Source organism: Domibacillus sp. F004 (assembly GCF_057814295.1).
Window position 1 is genome coordinate 557741 of the sequence record NZ_JBVATB010000002.1, and the last position, 24618, is coordinate 582358.

Below are 24618 nucleotides of genomic sequence, written 5' to 3' on the forward strand. Positions count from 1 at the left end.
AAATTGACAAAATATAAAGGCTATTTAATTGATTTAGATGGAACAATGTATCTCGGCACGGATATTGTGCCGGGTGCTCCGGAGTTTATTGATCGGTTGAATGCGGCAAACATCCCGTATTTGTTCGTGACGAATAACTCATCACGTACGCCGAAACAGGTGGCGGATAAGCTTGTGAAAATGGGTATTCATACAACGCCGGAAAATGTGTTTACTACATCACAGGCGACAGCTCAGTTCATTCATGATGAAAAACCAGGGGCATCCGTCTATGTAATCGGTGAAGACGGAATTCTTGAAGCCCTTGCAGATAAAGGATTAGAGGTTGTAACCCATGAACATCCAGATTACGTTGTAACCGGTATTGACAGAGGCATTACATATGAAAAACTTGCAGGTGCATGTTTGTCTGTCCGAAACGGTGCCCGCTTCATATCGACAAATGGGGATATTGCTATTCCAACAGAACGCGGCTTTCTGCCAGGCAACGGCTCGCTTACATCGGTCGTAACAGTCTCAACAGAAACACAGCCGGTCTTTATTGGCAAACCGGAACCTGTTATTATGGAGCAGGCTCTTGCCGTACTCGGTACAAAGAGAGAAGAAACCATTATGGTTGGTGATTACTATGACACTGATATACGTGCAGGTATTGGGATCGGCATTGATACATTGCTCGTTTATACAGGAGTTACACAGCCGCACCACCTTGACCGTTACGAAATCAAGCCAACCCACACGAGTCACAATTTAAATGAATGGCCTATGTAAGAAACAGCTTAATCGCTGTTTCTTTTTTTTGAGATAAAGTTGGGCAAATGAGGGTATAGAGATAGCATGATTACTTAGGAGGAGGGTATGTATGCAACTTCCGAAACAATCGAAGTCTTACTGGAAAGATCATGCGTTAGCACCGTCTTTTGCACCGCTCGCTGCAAATATAACTGTTGATGTGACAGTCGTGGGAGGAGGAATTACAGGCATTGTGACCGCCTGGCTTTTAGCGAAAGAAGGAAAAAAAGTCGCTTTACTTGAATCGAGAAAGTTGATAGATGGAACGACGGGATCTACAACGGCGAAAATAACAGCACAGCACGGGCTTATTTATGCTGAACTGATTGATACGATGGGTGAAGAAAAAGCGAAGTTGTATTATAAGGCACAAGAAGAAGCACTCGCTTTTTTAAAGAAGACGACAGAACAAATGTCTATTGACTGTGATTTTGCAACACAAGATGCTTATGTTTACGCGGAAACGAAAAAAGCGGTTATGGAAATTGAAAAAGAGATTGAGGCGTATGAAGTTCTTGGAATAAACGGGGGACTGGCCGGAACAGAAGCAAGGATGAAGCTGCCATTTAAAGCAGAAGAAGCTATTGTGATGCGTGACCAGGCCCAGTTTCATCCGGTTAAATTTTTAGAAGAGCTCATCCGGGACATGGAAGAGGATGTGCTCATTTTTGAAGAAACGAGGGCGGCTTCAATCGAAAACAATAAAGTTCATACAACAGAGGGATATGAAGTGACAAGCGAAAAGACATCGTTGCCTCTCATTTTCCTTTTAACGATTTTGATGGATTTTATTTTTCGAAGCTCCATGTCGAGCGTTCCTATGCGATCCGTGTGAAAAGTGACAGAGAACTGGAAGATGGAATATACATCAGCGCGGATAAACCATCGCGGTCCTTACGTTACGCAAGGATGGAAAATGGAGGAAAATTGTTGATTGTCGGCGGTGAGAATCATCCAACTGGGCGCAGCGAGCAGGAAACGATGCATCACTATGAAAAATTAAACGACTTTACACAGCTTCATTTTGGCATTAGCGACATTTTATATCGCTGGTCAGCACAAGATTTACTCACATTGGACCGTGTACCGTATGTTGGTTTTAGTGCTGAGAATATTCTTGTGGCGACAGGGTACGCAAAGTGGGGAATGACAAATGGCACAGCTGCTGCTCGTTTGATGACCGATCTTGTGATGGGCCGAGAAAATCGGTTTACGGACTTGTTTGATCCGAAACGGCTGAAAATGAAAAGAGCGGATATGAAAACCTTCGTAACTGAAAATGTGAAAGTGGCAAAAGAGTTAATTGGCGGAAAGCTGAAAGGGCCAGCGACAACGGTTGATGATTTGAAGCCGGGCGAAGGCGGACTGGTTACCGTGGACAGCAAAAAAGCCGGTGCATATAAAGATGAACAAGGAAACTGTCATCTCGTTAACACGACATGCACCCATATGGGCTGTGAGACGGAATGGAACGATGCTGAGCGCTCATGGGATTGCCGTGCCACGGCTCGCGCTATTCATATGACGGCGAAGTGCTCGAAGGCCCAGCGCTTAAACCGCTCGCCCAATTTGACAGTGAAAACAAAGAGGAAACTAGTAAAGAATAAATTGTTTAAAAGATGAATAAGGAGCTGTCCATTCGAGGAAAGCTCCTTTCATCCTTTATTCCGTATGCGCTGCACGGTGAGCTAATCTGCTTGCCGCAGCAGCCGCAATTGCACCGACAATGTCATCTAAAAATGTATGCACCTGGCCGGTTGATTTATCGTTTAGCAATTGCAAAATACCTGGTTTTTGTTTATCAATATACCCATAGCTTGTTAATCCAATTGTTCCGTATACGTTCACGATCGCCGTCGCAATTGTTTCGTCAATGCCATATAAGCTTTCATCAGTTTCAATAATTGATTGAAGCGGCTCTTCAAGCATTTTTTTCTCCGCTAGCATATCAAGCTGTATACCGGTTAACACGGCATTTTGTACTTCGCGTTTTCGCAAAACCGCTTCCACGTGTACAACTGCTTCTTCCAGCCGCAAATTCGGGTGGTATGGCTGTTGCAAGTAAACGACGAGTTCCGCGATATCTTCCACTTTCACACCGCGTTCCGCAATCCAGCGGCGCGCTGTTTTTTCTGACATACTCATTACGTGTTTTTCTTCTAGAGACAAATGAATCACACCTTTTTTTGTCATTATATTTTATACACTATATTCATGCCCATATCTATTGTGTCATACTCGTAATGAAAATGGTACAATAAAATAGAATAATCCGAAAAGAGGTGCACAGATGAAACCATTTGTGTATGTAACGAGACAAGTACCGAATGCAATTTTTGAACGATTAACTGATAAGTATGAAGTAGAAACGTGGAAGGAAGCGGATAAAGCCGTTCCACGAGAGATTCTTCTAGATAAGGTATCAAAAGCGGATGCGTTGTTGACTGTTATTACAGATGTGGTGGATGAAGAATTACTCTCACGAGCTGCCTCGCTAAAAGTCGTTGCGAATATGGCGGTTGGTGTTGATAATATTGATCTTGATGCAGCAAGCAGGCACGGTGTATCGATTTGTAATACGCCGGATGTACTGACGGATACGACAGCAGATCTCACATTTAGCCTTCTTCTGGCAACCGCCCGCCGTGTAACCGAAGCCGCGGAATTTTTGAAAGAAGGAAAGTGGGCGAGCTGGGCGCCGATGATGTTCGTTGGAACGGATGTCCATCATAAAAAAATTGGCATCGTCGGCATGGGCAAAATTGGGACAGCTGTAGCGAAACGGGCTGCCGGCTTTGATATGGATATTTTGTATCATAACAGGAACCGTCATGAAGTGGCGGAAGAAATGCTAGGCGCACAATATCGTTCACTGGAAGAACTGCTGACGGAAGCAGACTTTGTCGTCTGTTTGGCGCCGCTCAATGACGATACACGTGGTTTGTTTCAACGAGAACATTTTCAAAAAATGAAAAATGATGCGATCTTTATTAACGCAAGCCGCGGATCTATTATAAACGAGCAGGCGTTAATTGAAGCACTTGAAGCAAAAGAAATCGCAGGGGCAGGACTCGATGTTTTTGACAAAGAACCTATTCAAGCGGATCATCCTTTTTTAGCGATGAAAAACGTTGTTGCACTTCCGCATATTGGGAGCGCATCAAAAGAAACACGCATGGCAATGATGAGGACATGCTGTGAGAATATTGAAGATGTTCTTGACAATCGCCACCCTAGAACGCTTGTTAATAAAGAGGTACTTCACTTCGATTAAAAAGAGCTGATCCGCCTATGGGATCAGCTCCTTCTTTATTAAAAAACTTGCTCCACTTCAACGACGCCCGGCACTTCTTCGAGCAGTGCACGTTCGATCCCCGCTTTCAATGTAATGGTAGAACTAGGGCAGCTGCCGCATGCGCCAAGCAAACGAAGTTTTACAATTCCATCTTCCACATCAACGAGTTCACAGTCGCCGCCGTCACGAAGCAGGAAGGGGCGTAATTTATCAAGGACCACTTGTACTTCATCGAATAATTCTTGTTCTTGCACTTCCATGGATAATTGTCTCCTTTCCAATCAATACATATATTATAATGATTTTAAATAAAAAATGCAATTTATCACGGTAAAAAGAAGGGAATTGATGAAAAAGACTCGATCGATGTTTGTTTACGAAGTAAAATAAATTTGTGCTGTTCCATGGATTTCCTGTCTTTAAAAGATCTATCGGTAAAGTTTCAAGCAAAAGAATCAAGTGAATTTTCTAATCTATCTTCGAGTAGCAGCCATATTCTATTTTCTCACCGCTAAAGGATGCATTGAAAAAGAACAGGTCAACAGGCCGTTACTATACTAAGGCTCTCTCCCGCCTGTGGCAAGGTTTTATTGATCGGTCTGTAAGCGGTCACTTATAAAATGAACGATCAAAACCAACAAAAAAGCCGGTAATAAGTGCCCGGCTTCAAAAGAGTTATCCATTATGATATTTGTACATCCATAACACACCGGACTTCAAGAATCGTGCGACACGACCTGTAATGGCACGATCTGCTACAAATCCGAAGCCCTGCTTTTTACCGAGTGAACCGAGTACGCCTTTTAGTTTCATTTCCGGCATTTTCTCTGGGAGCGGTTCACCCTTCCAGCGTTTTTGCAAAACGTCAACAATTTGCTCAGCTTGTTCTTCAGCCAGCTGTGCGCTCGGTGCATGCGGCAAGCTTGCACAGTCCCCGACAACATAAACATGATCATTACCTGGCACATTATGATAAGGAGTCAAGATAACACGGCCGGACCTGTCTTTTTCCACGTTCATTTCACGTACGACATGGCTAGGCTGAATACCCGCTGTCCAGACGATGGCATCCATCGGATACACATCTTCACGATTGTAAAGACGTTTTGGCTCCACACGAGTAATGCTTGCATTACTAATGACATCAACCCCATGATCGGTAAACCATTTTTCAATGTAGCGGCTCAATCTTTCCGGGAAGTCTTTTAAAATACGCGGACCACGGTCAAATAATTTAATGTCAAGATCCGGGCGGCTTTCACGCAGTTCACTAGCCAACTCAATACCAGAAAGGCCAGCACCGACAATGCCGATTTTAGAACCTGCAGGCATGTTATTCAATGTTTGGTATGTTTGACGTGATTTATGGATGGTTTGAATGCTGTGTGTATGCTCAGCGGCTCCCGGCACGTTATGAAATTTATCTTCACAGCCCAGGCCAACAATAAGATCATCGTAGGCAACTGCACCATTCGTTTTTAATATAACCTCTTTTTTATCTACATCAATGGCTGCAATTTCATCATAAATGAGCTTTAGCTTTTCATGTTCTGGAAATGGCACGCGCACTTCATGATCGGATACAGTTCCAGCTGCAAGCGCATAGTATTCCGTTTTTAAACAGTGGTACGGCACTCTGTCCACGAGTGTAATCGTGACATCGTCGGGCAAATGATTCGGCAGCAGCCTGAGAAGGACGCGCATATTCCCATAGCCTCCCCCTAATAAAACTAAATTTCTCATAGGTATACCCCTCTATTCGATAATTATATGTATATAAACCTGTTCAATTATTCACACCAAGTATAACGAAAATAGCATTATTATACAACCGGAATGGGGTAAACTTATGGCTTTTTTCAAAATGAATTTGATAGTACAATGAAACAGAAGAGGTGAACCTATATAATGAAGCCAATTATCGAATTTTGCGTCAGCAATTTAGCAAACGGATCGCAAAAAGCGTTTGAACAATTAGAATGTGATTCCAATCTTGATGTGATCGAATATGGTTGTCTCAGCTACTGTACAAGATGTTCGGAATCGCCATTCGCACTCGTCAACGGAGAAGTTGTCGGCGGCGAAACGCCGGAGGAACTTGTTGCTAATATATATACATTTATAGAAGAAACATGGCTATTTTAAACATCAAAAAAATCGGGGACAGTTTTATAGTACCCCCGGTTTTTCTTATGCTGATTCTCCCTGCATTTTTCTATGCTTGCGCAACTCATCCCATCGGTCACGCGTCATTTCGATGATTTGCTTTTCATTCGAATTGCGCTGCCGCTCAATAACTTTTGAAAAATAGGATACAGCTTGGTCGAATTTCTCGAGCTTGCGATTTAATTCCCCGAGCAAATACAACACTTTGATTTCTGACATTTTCGCTGAAACATCTTCTTTTGAAAAAGCTTCTTCATATTCGCGGGCGGCGATGGATATAAACCGTTTTTCCTCTTTTTTTCGTCCCAAGTCGCGGTAAATCCATGCGATTCGAAGTGCAAGCCCTGCAAGGGTCAGGTGCTTTTCCTTTTTCAAAACGCCTGAGTATAGAGCGAGTTTAAAGCTTTTGATTGCTTTTGAAGCTGTTCGTTCTCCGCTGTAATCTTGTTCCACCCAATGGTCTGCTATAGAAGCACGCAGCACACCAGCTGTTCCAGGTGCGAAATAAGGGGTAAAATCTTCGGTAAAGGAATAGCCGCAGTGACGGCAGACAGACACGTTGTAAAAGGATGGATTAATTTGGCCATCTTGATATAGTGGTTTTAAATCAGTGTCAAGTCCAACAACTTTAATGGTACTTTTGCGTACTTTTGTCGTATGAAAGGATTTCTGACATAAAGGACACTTTAGTTCTTTCGTGTAAAGAGGGGGGACAATTGACATTAGTTAAGCCTCCTGTTGATCGGTATAAGGTCTTTGTGCTTACTTTTATTATACAACAAGTCAGGTAAAAAGAATTAGTTTTCTAAAAAAATCAGCAAACAGTTCAGTTGAGGATTCAGGTAATAAACCGTATACTAGAAGAAAAGAAAAGAGGAGATTTCGTTTGTCTGAACAACAAATTGTCACTATTACGGAAGCAGCGGCTTTTCAAATAAAAGATATGATGAAACAAAATGAAGAAGAAGGATCATTATTGCGTGTAGCTGTCCACGGCGGCGGATGCAGCGGTCTTTCATACGGGATGGGCTTTACACCGGAAGCGGAAGCGGGTGATATTCAGCTGAATCAGTATGGTATACCAATTGTCGTAGCAGAAAATGACGCAGCGATTTTAAATGGAACCATCGTTGATTACAAAGAGTCGCTTATGGGTGGAGGTTTCACCATTGATAATCCAAATGCGATTGCTTCTTGCGGCTGCGGGTCATCTTTCAGAACGAAAGCGGACGCCGGAACGCCGGAGGAATGCTAACATTAGGCCATCCGCTAAGTGAATCGGTGGGGCTTATGTATTCCATTTGCGGGTCTTTCGTTGTAAGGCCAGCGTCTTAACTATATCGAGTGATTATTTTTACGCTTCTTGACGTATTTAACGATACGTTGGGAGGCGTTTTTTTATGTCGGAAGAACGATGATCAATCAAGCGAAGACGTACGAAGGTGGAAAAGAGAGCGAATCAATCAACAGATATTCAACCGATGGCACTCGAACCGGCTTTTCATTATATCATTAACGCGAAGATAAGCGAGGGCGTTCAAGATCAGCCCCGTGATGATTACTCAAACAGATGGCGTTCCGTTCCGTCTGAGTGGCTTAATGGGTGCGATGGTGCAAGCAATGATGGAATGACGTAATTACAGAAAAGCGGTGTTCCCATTGTATTAAAATCGACACCTATAAACGTGTATGTCAGCGGTATTAATAAGCCATGTGAAACGAGGATCAAGTTGCGCCACGCAATGTTGGTGCGGGCTATGAGGAGTTGTAATGGCTACGGAAGACTTAAACGTATCAAGGAGCCTGCAGGACTTCTATAATGGCGTGCTAGATCGTATACTAGATAATCTTTACCTTGAACAACTGCAAAGTAATTAAACTTTGGAGGTAAGAAAATGAAGTCTATTTTGATTCGGGTACCTTTTAAAAATATAAAGTGCCCTTTAAACTACTCTACAAATAGTGATATTTATCCGTATTTATGGGAGATAAATACTCCTATTTTGCCTGCCTTTTCTGTTGAATATTTCTCAGTTCAAACTGGTGCTTTGTCAAACGTTTCTAATGATGAGGGCAGAATTGAAGGCAACAAAATAATTATTGCAGCAGAATATCAACTATTGAAGCATGTAGATAGTCTGTTAATCGCTTTATATTATGATGGAATAAAGGATTACAGTTTACTCTTCCCATGGGTGAAAAATAATTCTTTAAGAAAAAGACTGGGTAATTTTTATGAAGAAGCCGAGAAAAACTATGAACAAGGTGCTTGGCTTTCATTTGCTCTACTATGCGGTGCTGTTTTCGAAGGAATGTTGCATGCCAAATTGAATCCACCTGAGAATAGAAGGACGTTTGAGGATATGACATCCGACGCATTTGCCAATGGAACTTTGAATAAGACGCAACATGACATAATGAAAAAAGTGAGGAAATCTAGAAATTTGGTTCACCCAAATATGAATAATATTCCTTATGTTACGAGAAGAGACGCGATGGATATAAGAGTAACTTTAGACAAATTAATAAAGCATTTTAGTGGGCTAAAATAAGTTTTAAACGATTTAATTTTTAGTAATAAGACAAACTTGTTACGATCATATACTTAAAACATGAATATATAAGGTGAAGATCTTATTTCTTAGTAATGTTTCCGTTTTTTAAAAAAGTAAATTCACTAAACACATATATGAACACATAGTGGATTTCTTTATAAAATAATTAAGGGGTGATTGAGATGGACGGAGAATCTATGCGGAGGTTAAAGAAACAGGGATTCATTATTGCCGGGTTCAATCTGGTATTTTTTCTTAACCTTGCACTTGAATTTATTCTATCCAATTAACTTTATTTTATAAATAAGAAGACCGACTGAGCTATAATGTCGGTCTTTTTCTTCATTCACTATTCCGCTTTAAATCTTAACCGTAAGCACCCAACTATACACTTAAAGGTTTGTCACGTCACTCCGCCAAGAACCGGTTACAGCAGCGACAGAGCCGGCGGAAACGAAGGATACGGCGGCAACAACGAAAGTAGCTGCGCAAGCCGAGCCGACTAAAGCCCCGCAAGCTAAAGCCGAAGACACGGTTGAAGAAGGCGGCTGCATTAAATATCGCGGCGCCGAGTGGTCCAATGAAAAAAAACAGACGTAAACTGTCGTAGCCTCAACACCGGGCGAATATCTTGTAATGTGCGGCATGTCCAAGCTCAGACGCAGCATCGGAAGTGGGGCATGTTCAGCCAGGGAATCCCGAAAGTAAGGAAGGAGAGCTGAGGCATGAAGCAACGGTGGAAAAGCTACGGGCTGTGGATCGCAGTGGCGGCGCTTGTCGGTATGGTACTGCAGGATTTTGGTGTAATGATCCCATCGGAAAGGTACGATACTTACGTAGATATCTTGCTAACGATCGCAGTGCTGGCGGGCATCATCAACAACCCGTCAGGATTCAATGACAAAAAGAAATAACGAGCGGCTCTTTTTTATATGTTTGGGGCAGCGATTACAAACCGAACCTACAACGCATCATTCGCCATTGATAATCCAAATGCGATTGCTTCTTGCGGCTGCGGGTCATCTTTCAGAACAAAAAAAGACCCAGGAAAATTGTTAAGGACTTTTTAATGAAATGTAAAGAAAACAAACGCAAATGCGTTTGTTTTTTTTGTTTCTGTAAAAAAAGTAAAGTTTCCATCATTTAGATATTTAAATAGAAAGTCGTGTGCTAGTATCATAATGATCATTTTAAGATGATCATTATAGATGTGGAAGGATGAGTTGAATGGGCAAGAAATTGAATTTTTATAAAGGAGTCACCGCTTTTTCTGCTGCTGCTGTCGCAGTAACAACGCTTTCTCCGGCTGCATCAGCTGCCTTTACAGATGTTTCTGAGCGATATGATGATGCTGTAACGTATTTGCTTGGCAAGAAAGTAACGGAAGGGCTTGCCGACGGAAGCTATGGGACAGCTGAACCGATTAAACGAATCGATGCAGCGATTCAAATAGCCCGTATGCTTCAGCTACCTGAATCAGGAGTTTACAAGAATACTAGCTTTACCGATGTGCCTGAACGGGGCAAATGGGCAGTAAATGCGCTTGCGGAGCTTGGAATTGTCGCAGGTAAAACGTCTTCCAAGTTTGGGTCAAATGACTTTATTACTCGTGGCGAGACAGCGCGTATGATGGCACTTGCCTATGAGCTTAACATCGATGCCTCGATAACTAAAACGGTTTTTACAGATGTAAATAAACGCTTTGCGCCATATGTTCAAGCGCTTGTTGACCAGAAAATTGCTTTCGGAAAAACAGCTGCTTCATTTGGTTCTGTACATAATATCACACGTGGTGAATGGGCTTTGCTGCTTCAGCGTACCGACACCATTGCAGGTCCTCCTGATAGAACACCGCCTGTTGTTACACCTGAACCGGAGTCACCTGGTTCTGGATCAGGGTCTGGTGGCAGCAGCTATAAATATGATCTAACGCTTATGCACACAAATGATACACATGCCCACATTGAAAATGCAGCCCGCAAAGCAACAGTTGTGAAAGAGTTTCGGGAAGAGAACCCGTCTTCTTTATTAGTAGACGCTGGAGATGTTTTCTCAGGTACGCTTTATTTCAACGAATTTAAAGGGCTAGCAGATTTAGAGTTTATGAATCTTCTTGGCTACGATGCGATGACATTCGGAAACCATGAATTTGATCTGGGTACAAAACCGCTTGCAGACTTTATTAAGAACGCAGAATTTCCATTTGTGTCCGCAAACGTAAATGCGTCAGCAGATGAGAATCTCTCTTCTTTCATGAACGAAGCGGTAACAGATGCACCGATGGACGGGAAAGTATACAACGGCATTATTAAAAAGGTAAAAGGAGAAAAAATCGGCATTTTCGGCTTAACAACGGCAGAAACGACAACGATTTCGTCTCCTGGTGATGACGTTCTATTCGAGAACTATATTCAAGAAGCAGAAAAAGCGGTTGACTCTTTTAAAGCGGAAGGTGTCAATAAAATTGTTGCGCTATCCCACATTGGTTTCAAAGATGGCGGCGGTGACAATGATGTGACGCTCGCTGAAGAAGTAGAGGGCATTGACGTCATCGTGGGCGGTCACTCACATGATAAGTTAAGTGAGCCATATATCGATGAGACAGGTGTAGAGCCAACCGTCATCGTGCAGGCGAATGAATATAATAAATTTGTAGGAACACTCGATGTTCAATTTGATCGATCTGGAAAAATTAAAGGGTATGCAGGAGAGTTAATTGAAATTGATGCAAAAAACGATGACGGATTGTTTGTATATGAAGAAGACCAGGAAGTGAAAAACATTTTAGCAACGAAATATAAACCAGCTATTGAGGACATGAAAGCACAAGTTGTCGGTTCCGCTTCAGAAGCGCTGGATGGCGAACGTGCTAACGTCCGTACGAAAGAAACGAATCTTGGCAACCTGGTCACAGATGCGATGCTTGCAAAAGCGAAAACAATTGACACGAGAACCGTGATTGCTCTTCAAAACGGCGGGGGCATCCGCGCTTCCATTGATGCAGGCGATATTACGATGGAAGAAGTATTGACTGTTATGCCGTTTGGCAACGCATTAGCCATCATGGACTTAACAGGTGCAGAAATTAAATCCGCTCTTGAGCACAGCGTCAGTCTTGCTCCAGGCCAAAACGGGGCATTTCTGCAAGCAGCCGGCTTGAAATTCACGTATGATTCTTCGAAAGAAGCGGGTTCACGTGTGACATCTGTTCAAGTAAACGAAGAGGGCACATTTAGAGCGCTTGATGAAGCGAAAACGTATACCGTTGCAACCAACACGTTTACGGCAAAAGGCGGCGATAATTATACAATGTTTAAAACAGCGTATGAAGAAGGCCGTGTGAGTGAGCCTGGTTTCGTTGACTGGGAAACATTCACGGAATATTTAGCAGCGAATCCAAATGTAAAAACTGAAGTAGAAGGACGCATTATTGAAGGGAAAACCGTTAAAGCAAGTGATATCAGTGGGACGGTTGCCGATCCAAAAACGATCGAAGGAAATATTGTCGTTTCTGCTGAAGAAGACAGCCAGTTATCTAATGTCACGATCAAAGGAGATTTAATCATTTCCGGCGGTTCTCTTGACCTTGTTAATGTAACAGTCGAAGGTGAAACCATTATCCAATAAAGGATTGTGAAAGATGAAAAGTCCATTCAAATTTATTCTTATTTTTATGCTAGCATTCAGTACATTTCTGCCGTATGTGCCAGCAGTAAAAGCTGCATCGATCACAGTGGCAGATGCCATTTCTAATAATTCAGGGACCGCAACGGTAGAGGGATATATTGTCGGTTTTGCGTTGTCAGGAAGTAGTTATACGACGGATCCTGAGCGTTATAAGGCCACCAATATTGGCATTGCTGACGAAGCGGGGGAAACAGATCCGACTAAGATAATGCCGGTTCAGCTTACTACTTCTGTTCGCGCAGGGATTAACTTGTTGGACAATCCCGGAAACCTCGGCAAAAAAGTACAGGTGACAGGTACGCTGGAAGCTTATTTTTCAGTACCGGGCTTGAAATCCCCAGCTACTGTCATCCTTTTGGACAATAACAGCCCAGAAGAACCTGAAGAACCGATAGATCTTGTGAAAGAATCCATTTCAGCTGTCCGCGAAAAAGCGGAAGGCACGAACGTATGGACATCGGGAACAATTACAGCTGTTTTTGGAAACCTGGTTTATATGCAGGATCATACGGCCGGTATTGTTTTGTACGGATCCGGCATGAATGTAGCAGTTGGTGATCGTGTCGATGTAAAAGGAAAGATCGATGACTTTAATACATTGCTTGAAATAGCTGTTCAAGCCGGTGGCGTAACAGTGACGGCGACAGGAGATGCACCGGCTCCATCGCCAATAGCTGTATCTGATTTAACAGAAGCAGTTGAAGGTACTCTTGTAAAAATTGATCATGTATCTATTTCAGCTTATTCTGGTGGAAATTATACAGCAAAAGATAAAGATGGGAACGAATTTCAAATCCGTCCGCAGGATGCCTCTCTTTTAACAACAGATACAAAGTATGATTCTATAACCGGCGTGCTCGGCTCTTACAATAATGTCTATCAATTAATTCCACGCGGGGCAGATGATATTGAAGCTGACTCATTCACTGTTCAGGCAGTTACAGCGAGCCCCACTGCAGGTATCGTTGAAGCAGGCACGACGGTTGCACTTGCTTCACTGACAGAGGAAGCAGAAATCCGGTATACAACAGATGGTTCTGAACCAATGAAAGACAGTGCGCTTTACACAACACCGATTACGATTAATGAGAATAAAACAATTAAAGCAAGAGCATTTAAAGATGGATTAACCGATAGTGTTGTGAAAGAATTTACCTATGTTATTCAAAAGGATATCATTCGTATTCACGACATTCAAGGAGCAGGGCATACGTCTCCATATAACAATTTGATGGTCGAAAATGTAGAAGGCGTTGTAACCCATATTGTGGACAGCAGCAATTTCTATATGCAGAGCGTTGAATCAGACGGTAATGAACAGACGTCTGAAGGAATTCTTGTTTACAAAAGGTCACATGGTTTAGATAAAGGCGACCTTGTTACCGTAAAGGGAACCGTAAAGGAATGGGTGCTTGAAGGATATGCTGAAAAACAGCAGACGGATCTACCGGTAACAGAAATAAACGCTTCTGCTGTAACGATAAAAGAATCAGGTCACGCACTTCCTGAAGCCATCGTGTTAAATGAAGACCGATTGATGCCGACTGAAGTGATTGACAATGACCAATTCGGTACTTTTGATCCGGAGCAGGACGGCATTGACTTTTTCGAAAGCGTGGAAGGAATGCTTGTTCAAGTAAATAGTCCGAAAGTGGTCGCACCGCAAAACTACGGGGAAGTCGTCGTTGTGCCAGGAAATATGGCGGTCAATACAACAGCGGGTGCCTTGCGCATTACAGCAGATGACTATAATCCTGAACGTATTCACCTTGATTTGGACAATGAAAAATTTGTTGCAAAAACCGGTGATTCATTTAACGGCAATGTGACAGGTGTGGTGAGCTACGGCTATAGCAATTTTAAGGTACTTGTTGACGACGTGCCCGTGCTGGTGGACGGTGGTTTAACAGGAGAAGAAACGACATTGACAGCGACTGAAGAAGGGTTGACCATTGCATCTTATAATTTGGAAAACTTTTCAACTGTTTCTGGCACGGAAAAAACGGACCGTCTCGCAGCAGGAATTGTCCAAAAAATGAAGTCGCCGGATATTATCGGTGTAACAGAAGTACAGGATAATGACGGCCCAACCGATTCCGGAATGACAGATGCATCCGAAAGCGCCGCTGCATTAATTTCCGCCATTAAAGGACTAGGCGGTCCAACATATGTATACACAGATGTAGCACCGGCAGACAAAATGGATGGTGGACAGCCAGGCGGAAATATACGTGTCGGTTTCTTATATAATCCGGAACGTGTTTCTCTTACAGCAGGAGCCAAAGGAACGGCGACAGAAGCGGTTGCTTATGAAAATGGCAAATTAACTGTAAATCCGGGCCGAATTGATCCGGAAAATGCGGCCCTTAGTGACAGCCGCAAACCGGTTGCCGCTCAATTTACATTTAAAGGTGAAACGGTCATTGTTGTCGCGAATCACTTTAATTCAAAAGGTGGCGATGAACCGCTATTTGGCAGAAACCAGCCGCCATACTTAGGTAGTGAAGTACAGCGCAAGCAAATAGCTGCCATCGTTAACGGATTTGTGCAGGATGTAAAAACAGCCGATCCGGATGCCAATGTTGTACTTGTTGGAGACTTTAATGACTTTGAATTTACAGATGCCCTTTCGTTCTTAAAAGGTTCGGAATTGACAAATATGATTGAAAAAGTACCGGCAGATGAGCGGTTCACTTATTCATATCAAGGAAATGCGCAAGTGCTTGATCATATTTTAGTCACGAACAACATGGCGGCTTCGACGGAAGTGGATATTGTTCATACGAATTCGCAATTTATGGAAGAAAATGGCCGTGCAAGTGATCACGATCCGGTTGTGATTCGGACTACGTTTGCGGGTGAAACGAATCTTGGGGAAATTCGCTATATTCAGAATATGAAAGCAAAAAAAATAACCATTGCAAAACCAAATATCTATCTGGACATTGATGCACAATCTATGTTTGAAGAAGGGATTGTCATTAAACATTCCGCTACACTTCAAGGAGAAGGGCTAAAAAATAATACAATTATTATCTCCACACCGCAAAAAGGACAGGTTATTGATCTGCGTGGGGCAGAAGTAAAAGAAGTCCGGATTGACACAGAACAAGAGGTGGAAATCATCGGCGCTGAAAAGGTAAAGAAATGGACCGATTCAGAAGGACAAGAAATGCAAAAGCCCGCTGCTTAATAAGCAAATAAACCGTCCGGCAGCTGCCGGACGGTTTTTAGGTTTTTAAGTGGTGAAACGGTAGAAATAGCAGTAAATAGAAAAATACAAACCGGTGCACAAAGGCGGCCCGGCTTTCTTGTATTTATATTCTTTTCAATGCTTCGCTAATAGGCACATCGCCTTGTACAATTTCAAAGATACGGCTTTCCGTCTTTTCAGCAAGCAAGCTTTGAACGAGTACCTCGGCCACGTCAGCTCGCGTGATCGGCTTTGTCCGGTCGGCGACTTGAACGGCGGCCTCAATTTTACCGCTGGCTGGACCGTCTATCAATGCTCCGGGCCGAACGATTGTGTAAGCAAGTCCGCTTTTCATCAAATGAGCATCTGCATCATGTTTTGCCTGCAAATAATGCTGAATAGACTCTGGTCCTGCGTCCGGTCGGTCTGCTCCCATCGAACTAAGCATGACAAAGCGTTCGATGCCATGCGAAACGGCAAGGTCAATTGCTTTAATCGCGCCGTTCCGATCGACAGCAGTCGTTTTATCCGGTCCGGTTGATGCGCCGGAACCTGCCGTAAAGATAACGGCATTCACATCGTTCATCGCATAACTGAAACCTTGTTCTAAGTCTGCCAATATAGGTTTAGCTCCGAGCTTTTCCATATCCGCCATCTGAGCCGTTTGGCGCACCATGGCTTTGACGTGGTGCTGTATGTTTTCCGACAAGTTTTTGACGACGAGCCGGCCTACATCGCCGGCCGCACCGATGACAAGTACCATCATAATGGACCACCCTTTTTTATAAGGCTGTGATAGACAATTGTATAACAGAGCCCTTTATCAATACTTTACCCGTATTGATGAAATTAAAACAAGGAAGTGCTGTGAAGCGGCTGCACTTTGGCTGACGGATCAATATAGGATTTGGCATTATTCACGGCAGTTGGTGCTTCTCCAAAACCGGTCGCAATCAATTTAACTTTGCCGTCGTACGCAGCGATGTCGCCCGCTGCATAAACACCTTCTATATTCGTTTCCATACGTGTATTGACCGGAATCTGATTTTTTACGATATTTAGACCCCAATTTTTCATTGGCCCAAGAGAGGAAACGAAACCATAATTAACAATCAAATCATCAATTTCCAGCGATTCAGTGCGATCGCCTTTTACTTCTTCAAGATGAATCACTTTCCCGTCAAAGGAAACCGGTATAAAGGGTGTCACAACCTGAACGCTTGATTTGTTCAGCAAATCAACGCTATGTTCATGTGCCCGGAATTTATCGCGCCGATGAATAATCGTTACTTCTTTTGCGACAGGTTCAAGCATCAACGCCCAATCGACCGCTGAATCACCTCCGCCTAAAACGGCGACACGGCGGCCAGCAAATTTTTTCAAATCCGTCACAAAATAGTGAACGTTTGGCAATTGTTTCGTCCCTTCAATCTCAAGGAGACGCGGCTGAAAGGCACCATTTCCCGCTGTAATAATGACGGCTTTCGTAAAATGTTCTCCTTTATCAGACATAAGCCGAATGCTGCCATCTGCTTGTTTCTCTAATTCTTCCACAGATTCTTCCAGACAAATTTCGACTGGAAACCGGTTCATCTGTTCCACGAGCCGATCCACAAGCTCCTGTGCTTTTACGGCCGGGAAACCCGCTACATCATAAATAAACTTTTCTGGATAAAGTGCTGAAAGCTGCCCACCCATATGTGGCAGACTATCAATAATCTTAACAGATGCCCCGCGCATACCAGCATAAAATGCAGCAAAGAGTCCAGTAGGACCGGCACCGATAATTGTAATATCTGTCATAAATTGATCACTCCTTTTTCTCATCATACAAAACATTTTGCCTCCTGTCGCGTCGGAAAATTCTTCGCAAAATAGCTTGAAAAAAGGAATGAAAACGACTATTATTAAAATAGTTCTGCAAATCTAAACATTTTGTGACAAATGAAAGGCGTTTTATATAATCATACGTGAAGAATATCACATTCTTTATGTCACTATTTTAAATAGAGGTGGGTAAATATGTCAGTGAGAAAGCCGAAAATTGTAGTCTTAGGTGCCGGTTATGGCGGTCTTGTTACTGTAACACGTCTTCAAAAAGCGTTGTCTGTGGATGAAGCAAATATTGTACTTGTAAATAAAAATGATTATCATTATGAAACAACGTGGCTTCACGAAGCATCGGCTGGTACACTGCACCATGACCGTGTACGTTACGATGTCGATTCCGTTATTAACCGCAGCAAAGTAGAATTTATCCGTGCAGAAGTACAGGATATTAAACCTGATGAAAAGAAAGTGATTTTAAACACAGGTGAAGTAGAATACGATTATCTCGTTGTAGCACTTGGCGGCGAATCGGAGACATTTGGAATCGAAGGCCTAAAAGAACATGCTTTCACCATCTCAAACGTTAACACAGCGCGTCAGCTGCGGGATCATATTGAATATCAATTCGCTACATATGCATTGGAAGAAGATAAACAAGAGGAACGCTTAACGATCGTTGTCGGCGGTGCTGGATTTACAGGCATCGAATTCCTTGGTGAGCTTGTGAATCGTGTTCCTGAGCTTTGCAAAGAATATGACATTGATTATGCAAAAGTACGCATTTATTGCGTAGAAGCTGCGCCGATGGTTCTTCCTGGTTTCGATCCGGAACTTGTGCAATATGCCGTTGCGTTGCTTGAGAAAAAAGGCGTTGAATTCAAAATCGGTACACCGATTAAAGGAGCAACTCCGGAAGGCATCATTGTTGCTAAAGGTGAAACAGAAACAGAAGAAATTAAAGCCGGTACTGTTGTGTGGGCTGCTGGTGTTCGAGGAAGCAGCATCATTGAAAAATCAGGCATCGAAAATATGCGTGCCCGTGTAAAAGTAAATCCGGATCTTCGTGCGCCAAATCAAGAAGACATTTTTGTCATTGGTGACTGTGCATTGATGATTAATGAAGAAATTAACCGTCCGTACCCGCCAACTGCGCAAATTTCAATGCAGCAAGGTGAAACAGCTGCTCGCAATATTGTGAAATTGGTAAAAGGAGAAAGCGATCTTGAAACATTTGTTCCTCATCTTAAAGGGACTGTATGTTCACTCGGTGATGACGATGCAATCGGCGTTGTATTTGACAAGAAATTGACAGGTACAAAGGCATCATTTATGAAGAAAATGATTGATAACCGTGCACTCTTCATGATCGGTGGCCCATCGCTTGTTCTGAAAAAAGGGAAGTTTAACGTACTTTAATAAATAAAAGGGCTCCGAATGTCAATTCGGGGGCCTTTTTTATTTGCAAAGGGGAAGAGACTGAGTGAAAAGGGGAAAAGTGTGGTTAGCTGCTGCCGGTCTTGTGATCGATAGCCGAGGGCGGTGGCTTGTTGTGAAAAAAGCATATGGCGGATTAAAAGGACAGTGGTCATTGCCTGCGGGATTTGTTGAGGCAGGAGAGCGTGCAGACGAAGCGGCCGTACGTGAAGTGAAAGAAGAAACGAATATTGACGCCACTGTATGCGGTGTAGCAGGCATTCGATCCGGTGTCATTAAAGATGATATAAGTGATACAATGATTATTTTTTATTTGACACTTAACGACGAAAAAGAACCGACTGCACACACAGGAGAGCTGCTTGAGGCATGCTGGATGACGGTAAAAGAATTGCAAGAAAGTGTGGATACATCCGTTTTGCTCCGAAATATCGTTACCTTATTTGAAACAGCCGGTCTTAGCTGTAAGGAAATTCCCGATCCTGGTCCGCAATTTGGCTATACGTCATACCGATTTTTCCTTTAAAATGAATATATCCATTTTAAAGGAAAAATCGTGTACTAAAAAGAGATGAAATTGGATATCCTACTTAGGAAGAAGTTTATTTCCGCCTTCGTTCAAAGAAGAAATGGAAATGCTTTTGTAAAGCATCGGCTGCGACTCCCCCTCGTTGCCGGTGTTTTTTGTCACAGATTCGTTGATTGACCTTTTTTGTCTTGTTCAGTAAACTAAACAGTAATGAGTTTAGGGGGAATCGTTTCATGCATATTGCAACCGTACTCGTGTCGTCATTACTCTTTTTTGTACTCTTTTTCGGCATTGGGTTTATTTTAAACATGCTGCTGCGTATGACGTGGATCATGGCTGTTATTTATCCACTCGTTACGATCGCGATTGTCGATGGCATCAGCACATTTGACTACATATTTAAGACGAATGAATCATTTGGCATTCTTGGCGAAAGAATTATAGGCCTGCAGCCTGTTGACATTACTATTTTATCAATCGGTTTTCTCGGTGCCGTTACGAGCGGATTTGTCATGCGTCTGTTGCGGGCAAAAGGGTATCAAATGTTTTAAAACGATCCTTACGCGGGATCGTTTTTTTTATGACCCTTTAATACGTTTTCAAGTTGTTCAAGCCCCACAAGCAGCTGCGGCGATGGACGGCAAAAGTATTTTTCTTCCATCACATAAATCGGTAGACCATTATACCCCGGTCGTTTTTTCACAATAGTCGTATTCACTTTGTCTGTCATCACACCAACCCAAGCAAGAAGCAGGACATCAGGTTTTTTTGAAACAACTGTCTCCCAATCTGTCTGTACACTTGCTTCTTCATGATCCGCAAACACATTTTCAGCTCCGCACAAAGCACTCATTTCTGTCAGCCAGTTTGCACGTCCAGGTGTAAACACAGGCTTTGGCCACCATTCCCAGTATACGCGCACTAGACGATTCCAATTGCGCGATCGGTACATGTCAAGCGACTGTTGCCACCGCTGCATCGCTTCCGATCCATTTATCCCGCAAGCCTCACCAATCTGCATGATCGACAGCCCGATATCATCAAGTGAATTTGGATTCGTCACAATATGCGGAATCCCTCGCTGCTCAAGCTCCGCCACATTTTTCTCCATTCCAGGTACACTTAACGATGCCAGCACCATATCGGGCTTTAATGCTTCCAATTTCTCCATATCAATCGACAAATCAGGCCCAAGCCTTATGCGTTCTAAATCTGAATAATCATCAACTCCGATAATTTGATCTTCAATATTTAAATATTCACATACTTCCGTATTGCTCGGACAAATAGACACAATCCTCATTCAAAATTCCCCCTTTATTCACTCCATTGTATAATAGCATGGAGGTGATATACATGTTTACGATTAAAAACGGACCAATCACAGAAACGAAATCAGATGCACTTCTCGTTGGACTATTTGATAAGCCGTTAAAGTTTGAAGGTGTACTAAGAATGCTCGATGATGCCTTTCAAGGAAATCTCACGGAGCTTGTCAAAAACGGCGATCTTTCCGCCAAAAAAGGAAAGGGTGCGATTATTCCGGCGATGGGTCAAATTCAAACGAAGCGCATCGTGTTTGCAGGAATTGGCAAAGAAAAAGAAGTGGATTTTCATGCCATTCATGAAGCCGTGACGAATGCAGCGAAGCAGTCAAAGAAATATGGACTCGAATCCATTGCTGTTGCCCTTGATTCATTTGTGACCGAAAACGTAACGGCTGTTGAAGCAGCCGAAGCCATTTTTGAAGCATTTTTCATGGCGCGGTATGAATACACGGGCTACCGAACGCCAGGCAACGAACCAGAAAAAATCTTGAAATCAATCGACGTATGGACAGACGGAGATGCGGCCGAAGTGATGGCAGCGTGCGCTGTCGGCAAAGCGATGGCAGAGGGAACAAATACGGCAAGACGTCTCACAGCCACGCCGCCCAATATGATGACAGCTACTGATCTTGCCGGCCATGCGCAAAAACTCGCCGAGCAATATGGGTTTGAAATTGAAATTTTGGAGCGGACAGAGATGGAGAAAATCGGCATGGGGTCATTCCTTGCTGTCGCGCAAGGTTCGGTTTCGCCGCCCAAAATGATTACACTTAAATATAAGCCGAACGATGAATGGGAAGACGTGCTTACCTTTGTTGGCAAAGGTGTCACGTTTGATACAGGCGGCTATTCGATTAAATCAAAAGACGGCATTGTCGGGATGAAAACAGATATGGCAGGGGCAGCTGCTGTTCTTGGTGCGATGGAAATTATCGGCGAACTGCAGCCGGATCAACCAGTAATGGCCGTCATTCCGGCAACAGACAATGTTATTAGCGGCCATGCATTTAAGCCGGATGATGTAATCACGTCGCTGTCAGGAAAAACGATTGAAGTGAAAAATACGGATGCAGAAGGGCGGCTCGTGCTGGCAGACGCAATCACCTACGCGAAACAGCAGCGTGCTGGGCGCATTGTCGATGTTGCTACATTAACGGGAGGTGTCATTATTGCACTGGGAAAAGATAAGACAGGAGCATTAACAAACAATGAACCATTTTTTGAACAAGTGCTTGAAGCCTCACATGAAGCAGGTGAGTTTATTTGGCAGCTGCCGCTCACAGAGTTTGATAAAAAACGGATCCGGCGCAGTGACGTTGCTGATTTAAACAATTCGCCGGGACGTGATGGACACGCCATTATGGGAGGGGGATTTATCGGTGAATTTGCGGAGGATACGCCGTGGGTTCATCTTGATATTGCGGGAAGCGCGGAAATGTCGCCGGGTGTCATGACGCGCACATTGGCTATTCTTGCCTTATCGTAAAAAGCATTGACAAGAGAGCAGCTGATTTGCTATTGTGTAATACGGCTTTTTAGTCTATTAGCATAGTAAAGGAAAAGAGGTACATATAAATGAATGCAGTCGTTATTGCCGTTCTCATTATGCTCGTTCTCAGCCTGCTCCGTGTCAATGTTGTTTTTTCACTCATTACTGGCGCGCTTTTAGGTGGATTGATCGGTGGACTTGGGATGGATGGCACAATCACCGCTTTTTCAGACGGCGTGGGCGGAGGGGCAAACGTAGCGCTCAGTTATGCGATGCTCGGCGGGTTTGCGGTCGCGGTTTCAAGCACTGGATTGCCGGAAGCACTCGTTGAGTTTGTTTTAAAATTTATTGGCAAAAAAGAAGAGGCACGGTCGCAAAAGCTGCCGAAGGCTCTCATACTCATTGTCATTTTGTTAATGGCTTGTTTTTCTCAAAATGTTGTACCGGTGCATATCGCGTTTATTCCACTTTTGATTCCGCCATTGTTAAAAATTATGAATGAACTTCGGATTGACCGGCGACTGACTGCTTGCATTTTAACATTTGGTCTTATTACACCGTATATGCTGCTGCCGGTCGGATTCGGACAAATTTTCCAAGGGATTATTGCGACGAATATGACGGCAAGCGGGCTTGAAGTAACGCTGGATCAAGTGCCGAAAGCGATGTTATTACCCGCTGTTGGCATGTTGGCCGGCTTGTTGATTGCAGTGTTTTTCACGTACCGAAAGCCGCGCGATTATGAAGATTCGCATTTACCCGTACTTGATGAATCAGACGCGCCTCTGAGTTATACAAAATCAGGTTTAATGATCGCAGGGATCGCCATTGTGGCTGCGCTTGCTGCCCAGCTTTGGACTGAATCCATGGTTTTTGGTGCACTTGCGGGGATTATTGTGCTCTATGTATTTCGTGCGGTGCGCTGGAGTGAAGCAGATCAGCTGCTCATGAACGGGATGCGGATGATGGCGTTTATCGGATTTGTTATGATTGCGGCATCCGGTTTTGCGAGCGTCATGGGTGCGACAGGGGACGTTGAAACACTTGTTGAACATTCAGCCGCGGCTATCGATGGAAATAAAGCGCTTGGTGCGCTGTTAATGCTTCTGGTCGGCTTACTTGTCACGCTTGGGATCGGTTCCTCGTTTTCAACAGTGCCGATTATCGCGACGATATTTGTTCCGCTCGCGCTTGAGCTTGGCTTCAGTCCGATGGCAGCCATTGCGCTTGTCGGAACAGCCGGTGCGCTTGGGGATGCCGGATCACCTGCATCAGACAGCACGCTCGGGCCCACGTCCGGTTTAAATGCGGACGGGCAGCATGATCATATTTGGGATACAGTTGTCCCAACATTTTTACATTATAATATTCCGGTCATCATTTTTGGCTGGATCGCAGCGATGGTGCTGTAATTGAAGCGCCCGCTTCCTAAAAAGAACGGGCGCTTTTTAATTTTTAGGAGGAATGGATATGGAAATTCAAAGAAAAGGAACATTACTTGAAGCGCTCGGCATGGAGATTGTTGAGGTGACCCGGGGACGAGTCGTGATGACCATGCCGGTGGATGAACGGACGCGTCAGCCGTTTGGCTATTTACATGGCGGCGCATCGGTTGCACTGGCTGAAACGGCGGCGAGTTTAGGCGCAGCAGCACTGATCGACCCCGAAGCGGAATTAAGTTTTGGACTAGAAATAAACGCGAATCATATTAAATCAAAACGTGACGGTATCGTAACAGCAACGGCTGAAATCGAACACCGGGGCCGGACGACGATGGTGTGGACCATTAAACTGACAGATGAAGAGGGAGCATTAATCTGCTTATCACGCTGCACAATGGCGGTTGTGAAAAAAAGATAATGTTTACTTCGTAGTCAGCGGGGAAATCTTTAGATGAAGGAGGGGATTCTCATGCCATGGAGCAAAAAGAATTATCCTGATTCGATGAAAAATTTACCGGACGATGTACGGGAAAAAGCCATTGAAATTGCCAATGCGCTTCTTGAAGACGGATATGCAGAGGGGCGGTCGATTGCCATCGCCATTGACCGGGCGCGAAGCTTTATCGGAAAAGAAGAAGCGGGACGGCCTTATTATGAAGTAAAGGCTAAAGAAGATAAATGGTGTTTAATGAAAAAAGAAGGGAAGCGGAACATACTTGCCGGGGAGACGAAACAGGACGTGCTGATGCGCGCAAAAGAATATGTCAGCGAACATGATGGCATTTTAATTGTTTATAAAGAAAATGGTGAAAAAGCAGAGACACTGTATAAATAAGAAAATACGAAAAAGGCTGCGGAGAAAGAATAGCCTTCCCCGG

25 protein-coding genes are annotated in these 24618 nt (G+C 43.6%); 18 read left to right on the top strand and 7 right to left on the bottom strand.

From position 1 onward, the window contains the following. Nucleotides 1-3 precede the first annotated feature (3 nt). The 3 genes from ACZYRN_RS08345 (at nucleotide 4) to ACZYRN_RS08355 (ending at nucleotide 2415) form a co-directional block, all read left to right on the top strand. Complete coding sequence (locus ACZYRN_RS08345) at nucleotides 4-771, top strand: TIGR01457 family HAD-type hydrolase (protein ID WP_488911064.1); 768 nt, start codon at nucleotides 4-6, stop codon at nucleotides 769-771. Between the two features lie 91 nt (nucleotides 772-862). Continuing rightward, nucleotides 863-1627 carry an NAD(P)/FAD-dependent oxidoreductase gene (locus tag ACZYRN_RS08350; protein ID WP_488911065.1) on the top strand — a complete coding sequence of 255 codons (765 nt, stop codon included), beginning with the start codon at nucleotides 863-865 and terminating at the stop codon, nucleotides 1625-1627. After that, nucleotides 1624-2415, top strand: coding sequence for an FAD-dependent oxidoreductase (locus ACZYRN_RS08355; RefSeq protein WP_488911066.1), 792 nt, complete (start codon nucleotides 1624-1626; stop codon nucleotides 2413-2415). Before ACZYRN_RS08350 ends, ACZYRN_RS08355 begins: the two co-directional genes overlap by 4 nt. A 39-nt stretch (nucleotides 2416-2454) precedes the next feature. On the opposite strand, the gene ACZYRN_RS08360 is transcribed toward ACZYRN_RS08355, so the two are convergent. Then, nucleotides 2455-2985 (bottom strand): phosphatidylglycerophosphatase A family protein, encoded by a 531-nt coding sequence (locus tag ACZYRN_RS08360; RefSeq protein WP_488911067.1) that lies wholly within the window; start codon nucleotides 2983-2985, stop codon nucleotides 2455-2457. A gap of 97 nt (nucleotides 2986-3082) precedes the next feature. Here ACZYRN_RS08360 and ACZYRN_RS08365 point away from each other — a divergent pair, with 97 nt between their 5' ends. Then, nucleotides 3083-4066: a 2-hydroxyacid dehydrogenase gene (locus tag ACZYRN_RS08365; RefSeq protein WP_488911068.1), complete on the top strand. Its 984-nt coding sequence runs from the start codon at nucleotides 3083-3085 to the stop codon at nucleotides 4064-4066. A gap of 38 nt (nucleotides 4067-4104) precedes the next feature. Here the strand turns inward: ACZYRN_RS08365 and ACZYRN_RS08370 are convergent, their stop codons facing one another. Next, entirely contained in the window at nucleotides 4105-4347 is a 243-nt protein-coding gene (locus tag ACZYRN_RS08370) for a NifU family protein (RefSeq protein WP_488911069.1), read from the bottom strand. 415 nt (nucleotides 4348-4762) lie between these two features. Continuing rightward, complete coding sequence (locus tag ACZYRN_RS08375) at nucleotides 4763-5830, bottom strand: NAD(P)/FAD-dependent oxidoreductase (RefSeq protein ID WP_488911070.1); 1068 nt, start codon at nucleotides 5828-5830, stop codon at nucleotides 4763-4765. A 165-nt stretch (nucleotides 5831-5995) separates the two neighbouring features. On the opposite strand from ACZYRN_RS08375, the gene ACZYRN_RS08380 reads away from it, so the two are divergent. Then, on the top strand, nucleotides 5996-6232 hold the full coding sequence (locus ACZYRN_RS08380; protein ID WP_488911071.1) for a YuzB family protein: 237 nt from the start codon (nucleotides 5996-5998) through the stop codon (nucleotides 6230-6232). 45 nt (nucleotides 6233-6277) lie between these two features. Here the strand turns inward: ACZYRN_RS08380 and ACZYRN_RS08385 are convergent, their stop codons facing one another. After that, a complete protein-coding gene (locus ACZYRN_RS08385) occupies nucleotides 6278-6976 on the bottom strand; it encodes a DUF2225 domain-containing protein (RefSeq protein ID WP_488911072.1) in 699 nt (232 codons plus the stop codon). A 220-nt stretch (nucleotides 6977-7196) separates the two neighbouring features. Between ACZYRN_RS08385 and ACZYRN_RS08390 the strand changes: the two genes are divergently transcribed. The 6 genes from ACZYRN_RS08390 to ACZYRN_RS08415 all read left to right on the top strand — a co-directional run bounded on the left by ACZYRN_RS08390 (nucleotide 7197) and on the right by ACZYRN_RS08415 (nucleotide 15688). Continuing rightward, nucleotides 7197-7508: a HesB/IscA family protein gene (locus ACZYRN_RS08390; RefSeq protein WP_488911138.1), complete on the top strand. Its 312-nt coding sequence runs from the start codon at nucleotides 7197-7199 to the stop codon at nucleotides 7506-7508. Between the two features lie 187 nt (nucleotides 7509-7695). Further along, nucleotides 7696-7890 carry a hypothetical protein gene (locus ACZYRN_RS08395; RefSeq protein ID WP_488911073.1) on the top strand — a complete coding sequence of 65 codons (195 nt, stop codon included), beginning with the start codon at nucleotides 7696-7698 and terminating at the stop codon, nucleotides 7888-7890. A 258-nt stretch (nucleotides 7891-8148) separates the two neighbouring features. After that, complete coding sequence (locus ACZYRN_RS08400) at nucleotides 8149-8805, top strand: DUF4145 domain-containing protein (protein ID WP_488911074.1); 657 nt, start codon at nucleotides 8149-8151, stop codon at nucleotides 8803-8805. 728 nt (nucleotides 8806-9533) lie between these two features. Then, nucleotides 9534-9722 (top strand): holin, encoded by a 189-nt coding sequence (locus tag ACZYRN_RS08405; protein WP_488911075.1) that lies wholly within the window; start codon nucleotides 9534-9536, stop codon nucleotides 9720-9722. Nucleotides 9723-10035: 313 nt separating this feature from the next. After that, nucleotides 10036-12435: a 5'-nucleotidase C-terminal domain-containing protein gene (locus ACZYRN_RS08410; protein ID WP_488911076.1), complete on the top strand. Its 2400-nt coding sequence runs from the start codon at nucleotides 10036-10038 to the stop codon at nucleotides 12433-12435. Between the two features lie 13 nt (nucleotides 12436-12448). Next, a complete protein-coding gene (locus ACZYRN_RS08415; protein WP_488911077.1) occupies nucleotides 12449-15688 on the top strand; it encodes a DUF8508 domain-containing protein in 3240 nt (1079 codons plus the stop codon). A gap of 124 nt (nucleotides 15689-15812) precedes the next feature. On the opposite strand, the gene ACZYRN_RS08420 is transcribed toward ACZYRN_RS08415, so the two are convergent. Both ACZYRN_RS08420 and ACZYRN_RS08425 read right to left on the bottom strand, forming a co-directional pair. Then, nucleotides 15813-16454 carry an SDR family oxidoreductase gene (locus ACZYRN_RS08420; RefSeq protein ID WP_488911078.1) on the bottom strand — a complete coding sequence of 214 codons (642 nt, stop codon included), beginning with the start codon at nucleotides 16452-16454 and terminating at the stop codon, nucleotides 15813-15815. 83 nt (nucleotides 16455-16537) lie between these two features. Further along, nucleotides 16538-17515 (bottom strand): NAD(P)/FAD-dependent oxidoreductase, encoded by a 978-nt coding sequence (locus ACZYRN_RS08425; protein WP_488911139.1) that lies wholly within the window; start codon nucleotides 17513-17515, stop codon nucleotides 16538-16540. Between the two features lie 201 nt (nucleotides 17516-17716). Here ACZYRN_RS08425 and ACZYRN_RS08430 point away from each other — a divergent pair, with 201 nt between their 5' ends. From ACZYRN_RS08430 to ACZYRN_RS08440, 3 genes are all read left to right on the top strand, one after another. Beyond that, complete coding sequence (locus ACZYRN_RS08430) at nucleotides 17717-18934, top strand: NAD(P)/FAD-dependent oxidoreductase (protein ID WP_488911140.1); 1218 nt, start codon at nucleotides 17717-17719, stop codon at nucleotides 18932-18934. 64 nt (nucleotides 18935-18998) lie between these two features. Beyond that, nucleotides 18999-19478: an NUDIX domain-containing protein gene (locus ACZYRN_RS08435; protein WP_488911079.1), complete on the top strand. Its 480-nt coding sequence runs from the start codon at nucleotides 18999-19001 to the stop codon at nucleotides 19476-19478. 236 nt (nucleotides 19479-19714) lie between these two features. After that, nucleotides 19715-20032, top strand: coding sequence for a YuiB family protein (locus ACZYRN_RS08440; protein WP_488911080.1), 318 nt, complete (start codon nucleotides 19715-19717; stop codon nucleotides 20030-20032). A gap of 8 nt (nucleotides 20033-20040) precedes the next feature. On the opposite strand, the gene ACZYRN_RS08445 is transcribed toward ACZYRN_RS08440, so the two are convergent. Next, entirely contained in the window at nucleotides 20041-20784 is a 744-nt protein-coding gene (locus tag ACZYRN_RS08445; RefSeq protein ID WP_488911081.1) for a cobalamin-binding protein, read from the bottom strand. 53 nt (nucleotides 20785-20837) lie between these two features. On the opposite strand from ACZYRN_RS08445, the gene ACZYRN_RS08450 reads away from it, so the two are divergent. The 4 genes from ACZYRN_RS08450 to ACZYRN_RS08465 all read left to right on the top strand — a co-directional run bounded on the left by ACZYRN_RS08450 (nucleotide 20838) and on the right by ACZYRN_RS08465 (nucleotide 24575). Continuing rightward, nucleotides 20838-22295, top strand: coding sequence for a leucyl aminopeptidase (locus tag ACZYRN_RS08450; protein ID WP_488911082.1), 1458 nt, complete (start codon nucleotides 20838-20840; stop codon nucleotides 22293-22295). Nucleotides 22296-22384: 89 nt separating this feature from the next. Beyond that, on the top strand, nucleotides 22385-23710 hold the full coding sequence (locus tag ACZYRN_RS08455) for a Na+/H+ antiporter family protein (protein ID WP_488911083.1): 1326 nt from the start codon (nucleotides 22385-22387) through the stop codon (nucleotides 23708-23710). A gap of 58 nt (nucleotides 23711-23768) precedes the next feature. After that, entirely contained in the window at nucleotides 23769-24158 is a 390-nt protein-coding gene (locus ACZYRN_RS08460; protein ID WP_488911084.1) for a hotdog fold thioesterase, read from the top strand. Between the two features lie 51 nt (nucleotides 24159-24209). Next, a complete protein-coding gene (locus ACZYRN_RS08465; RefSeq protein ID WP_488911085.1) occupies nucleotides 24210-24575 on the top strand; it encodes a DUF2188 domain-containing protein in 366 nt (121 codons plus the stop codon). Nucleotides 24576-24618 lie beyond the last annotated feature (43 nt).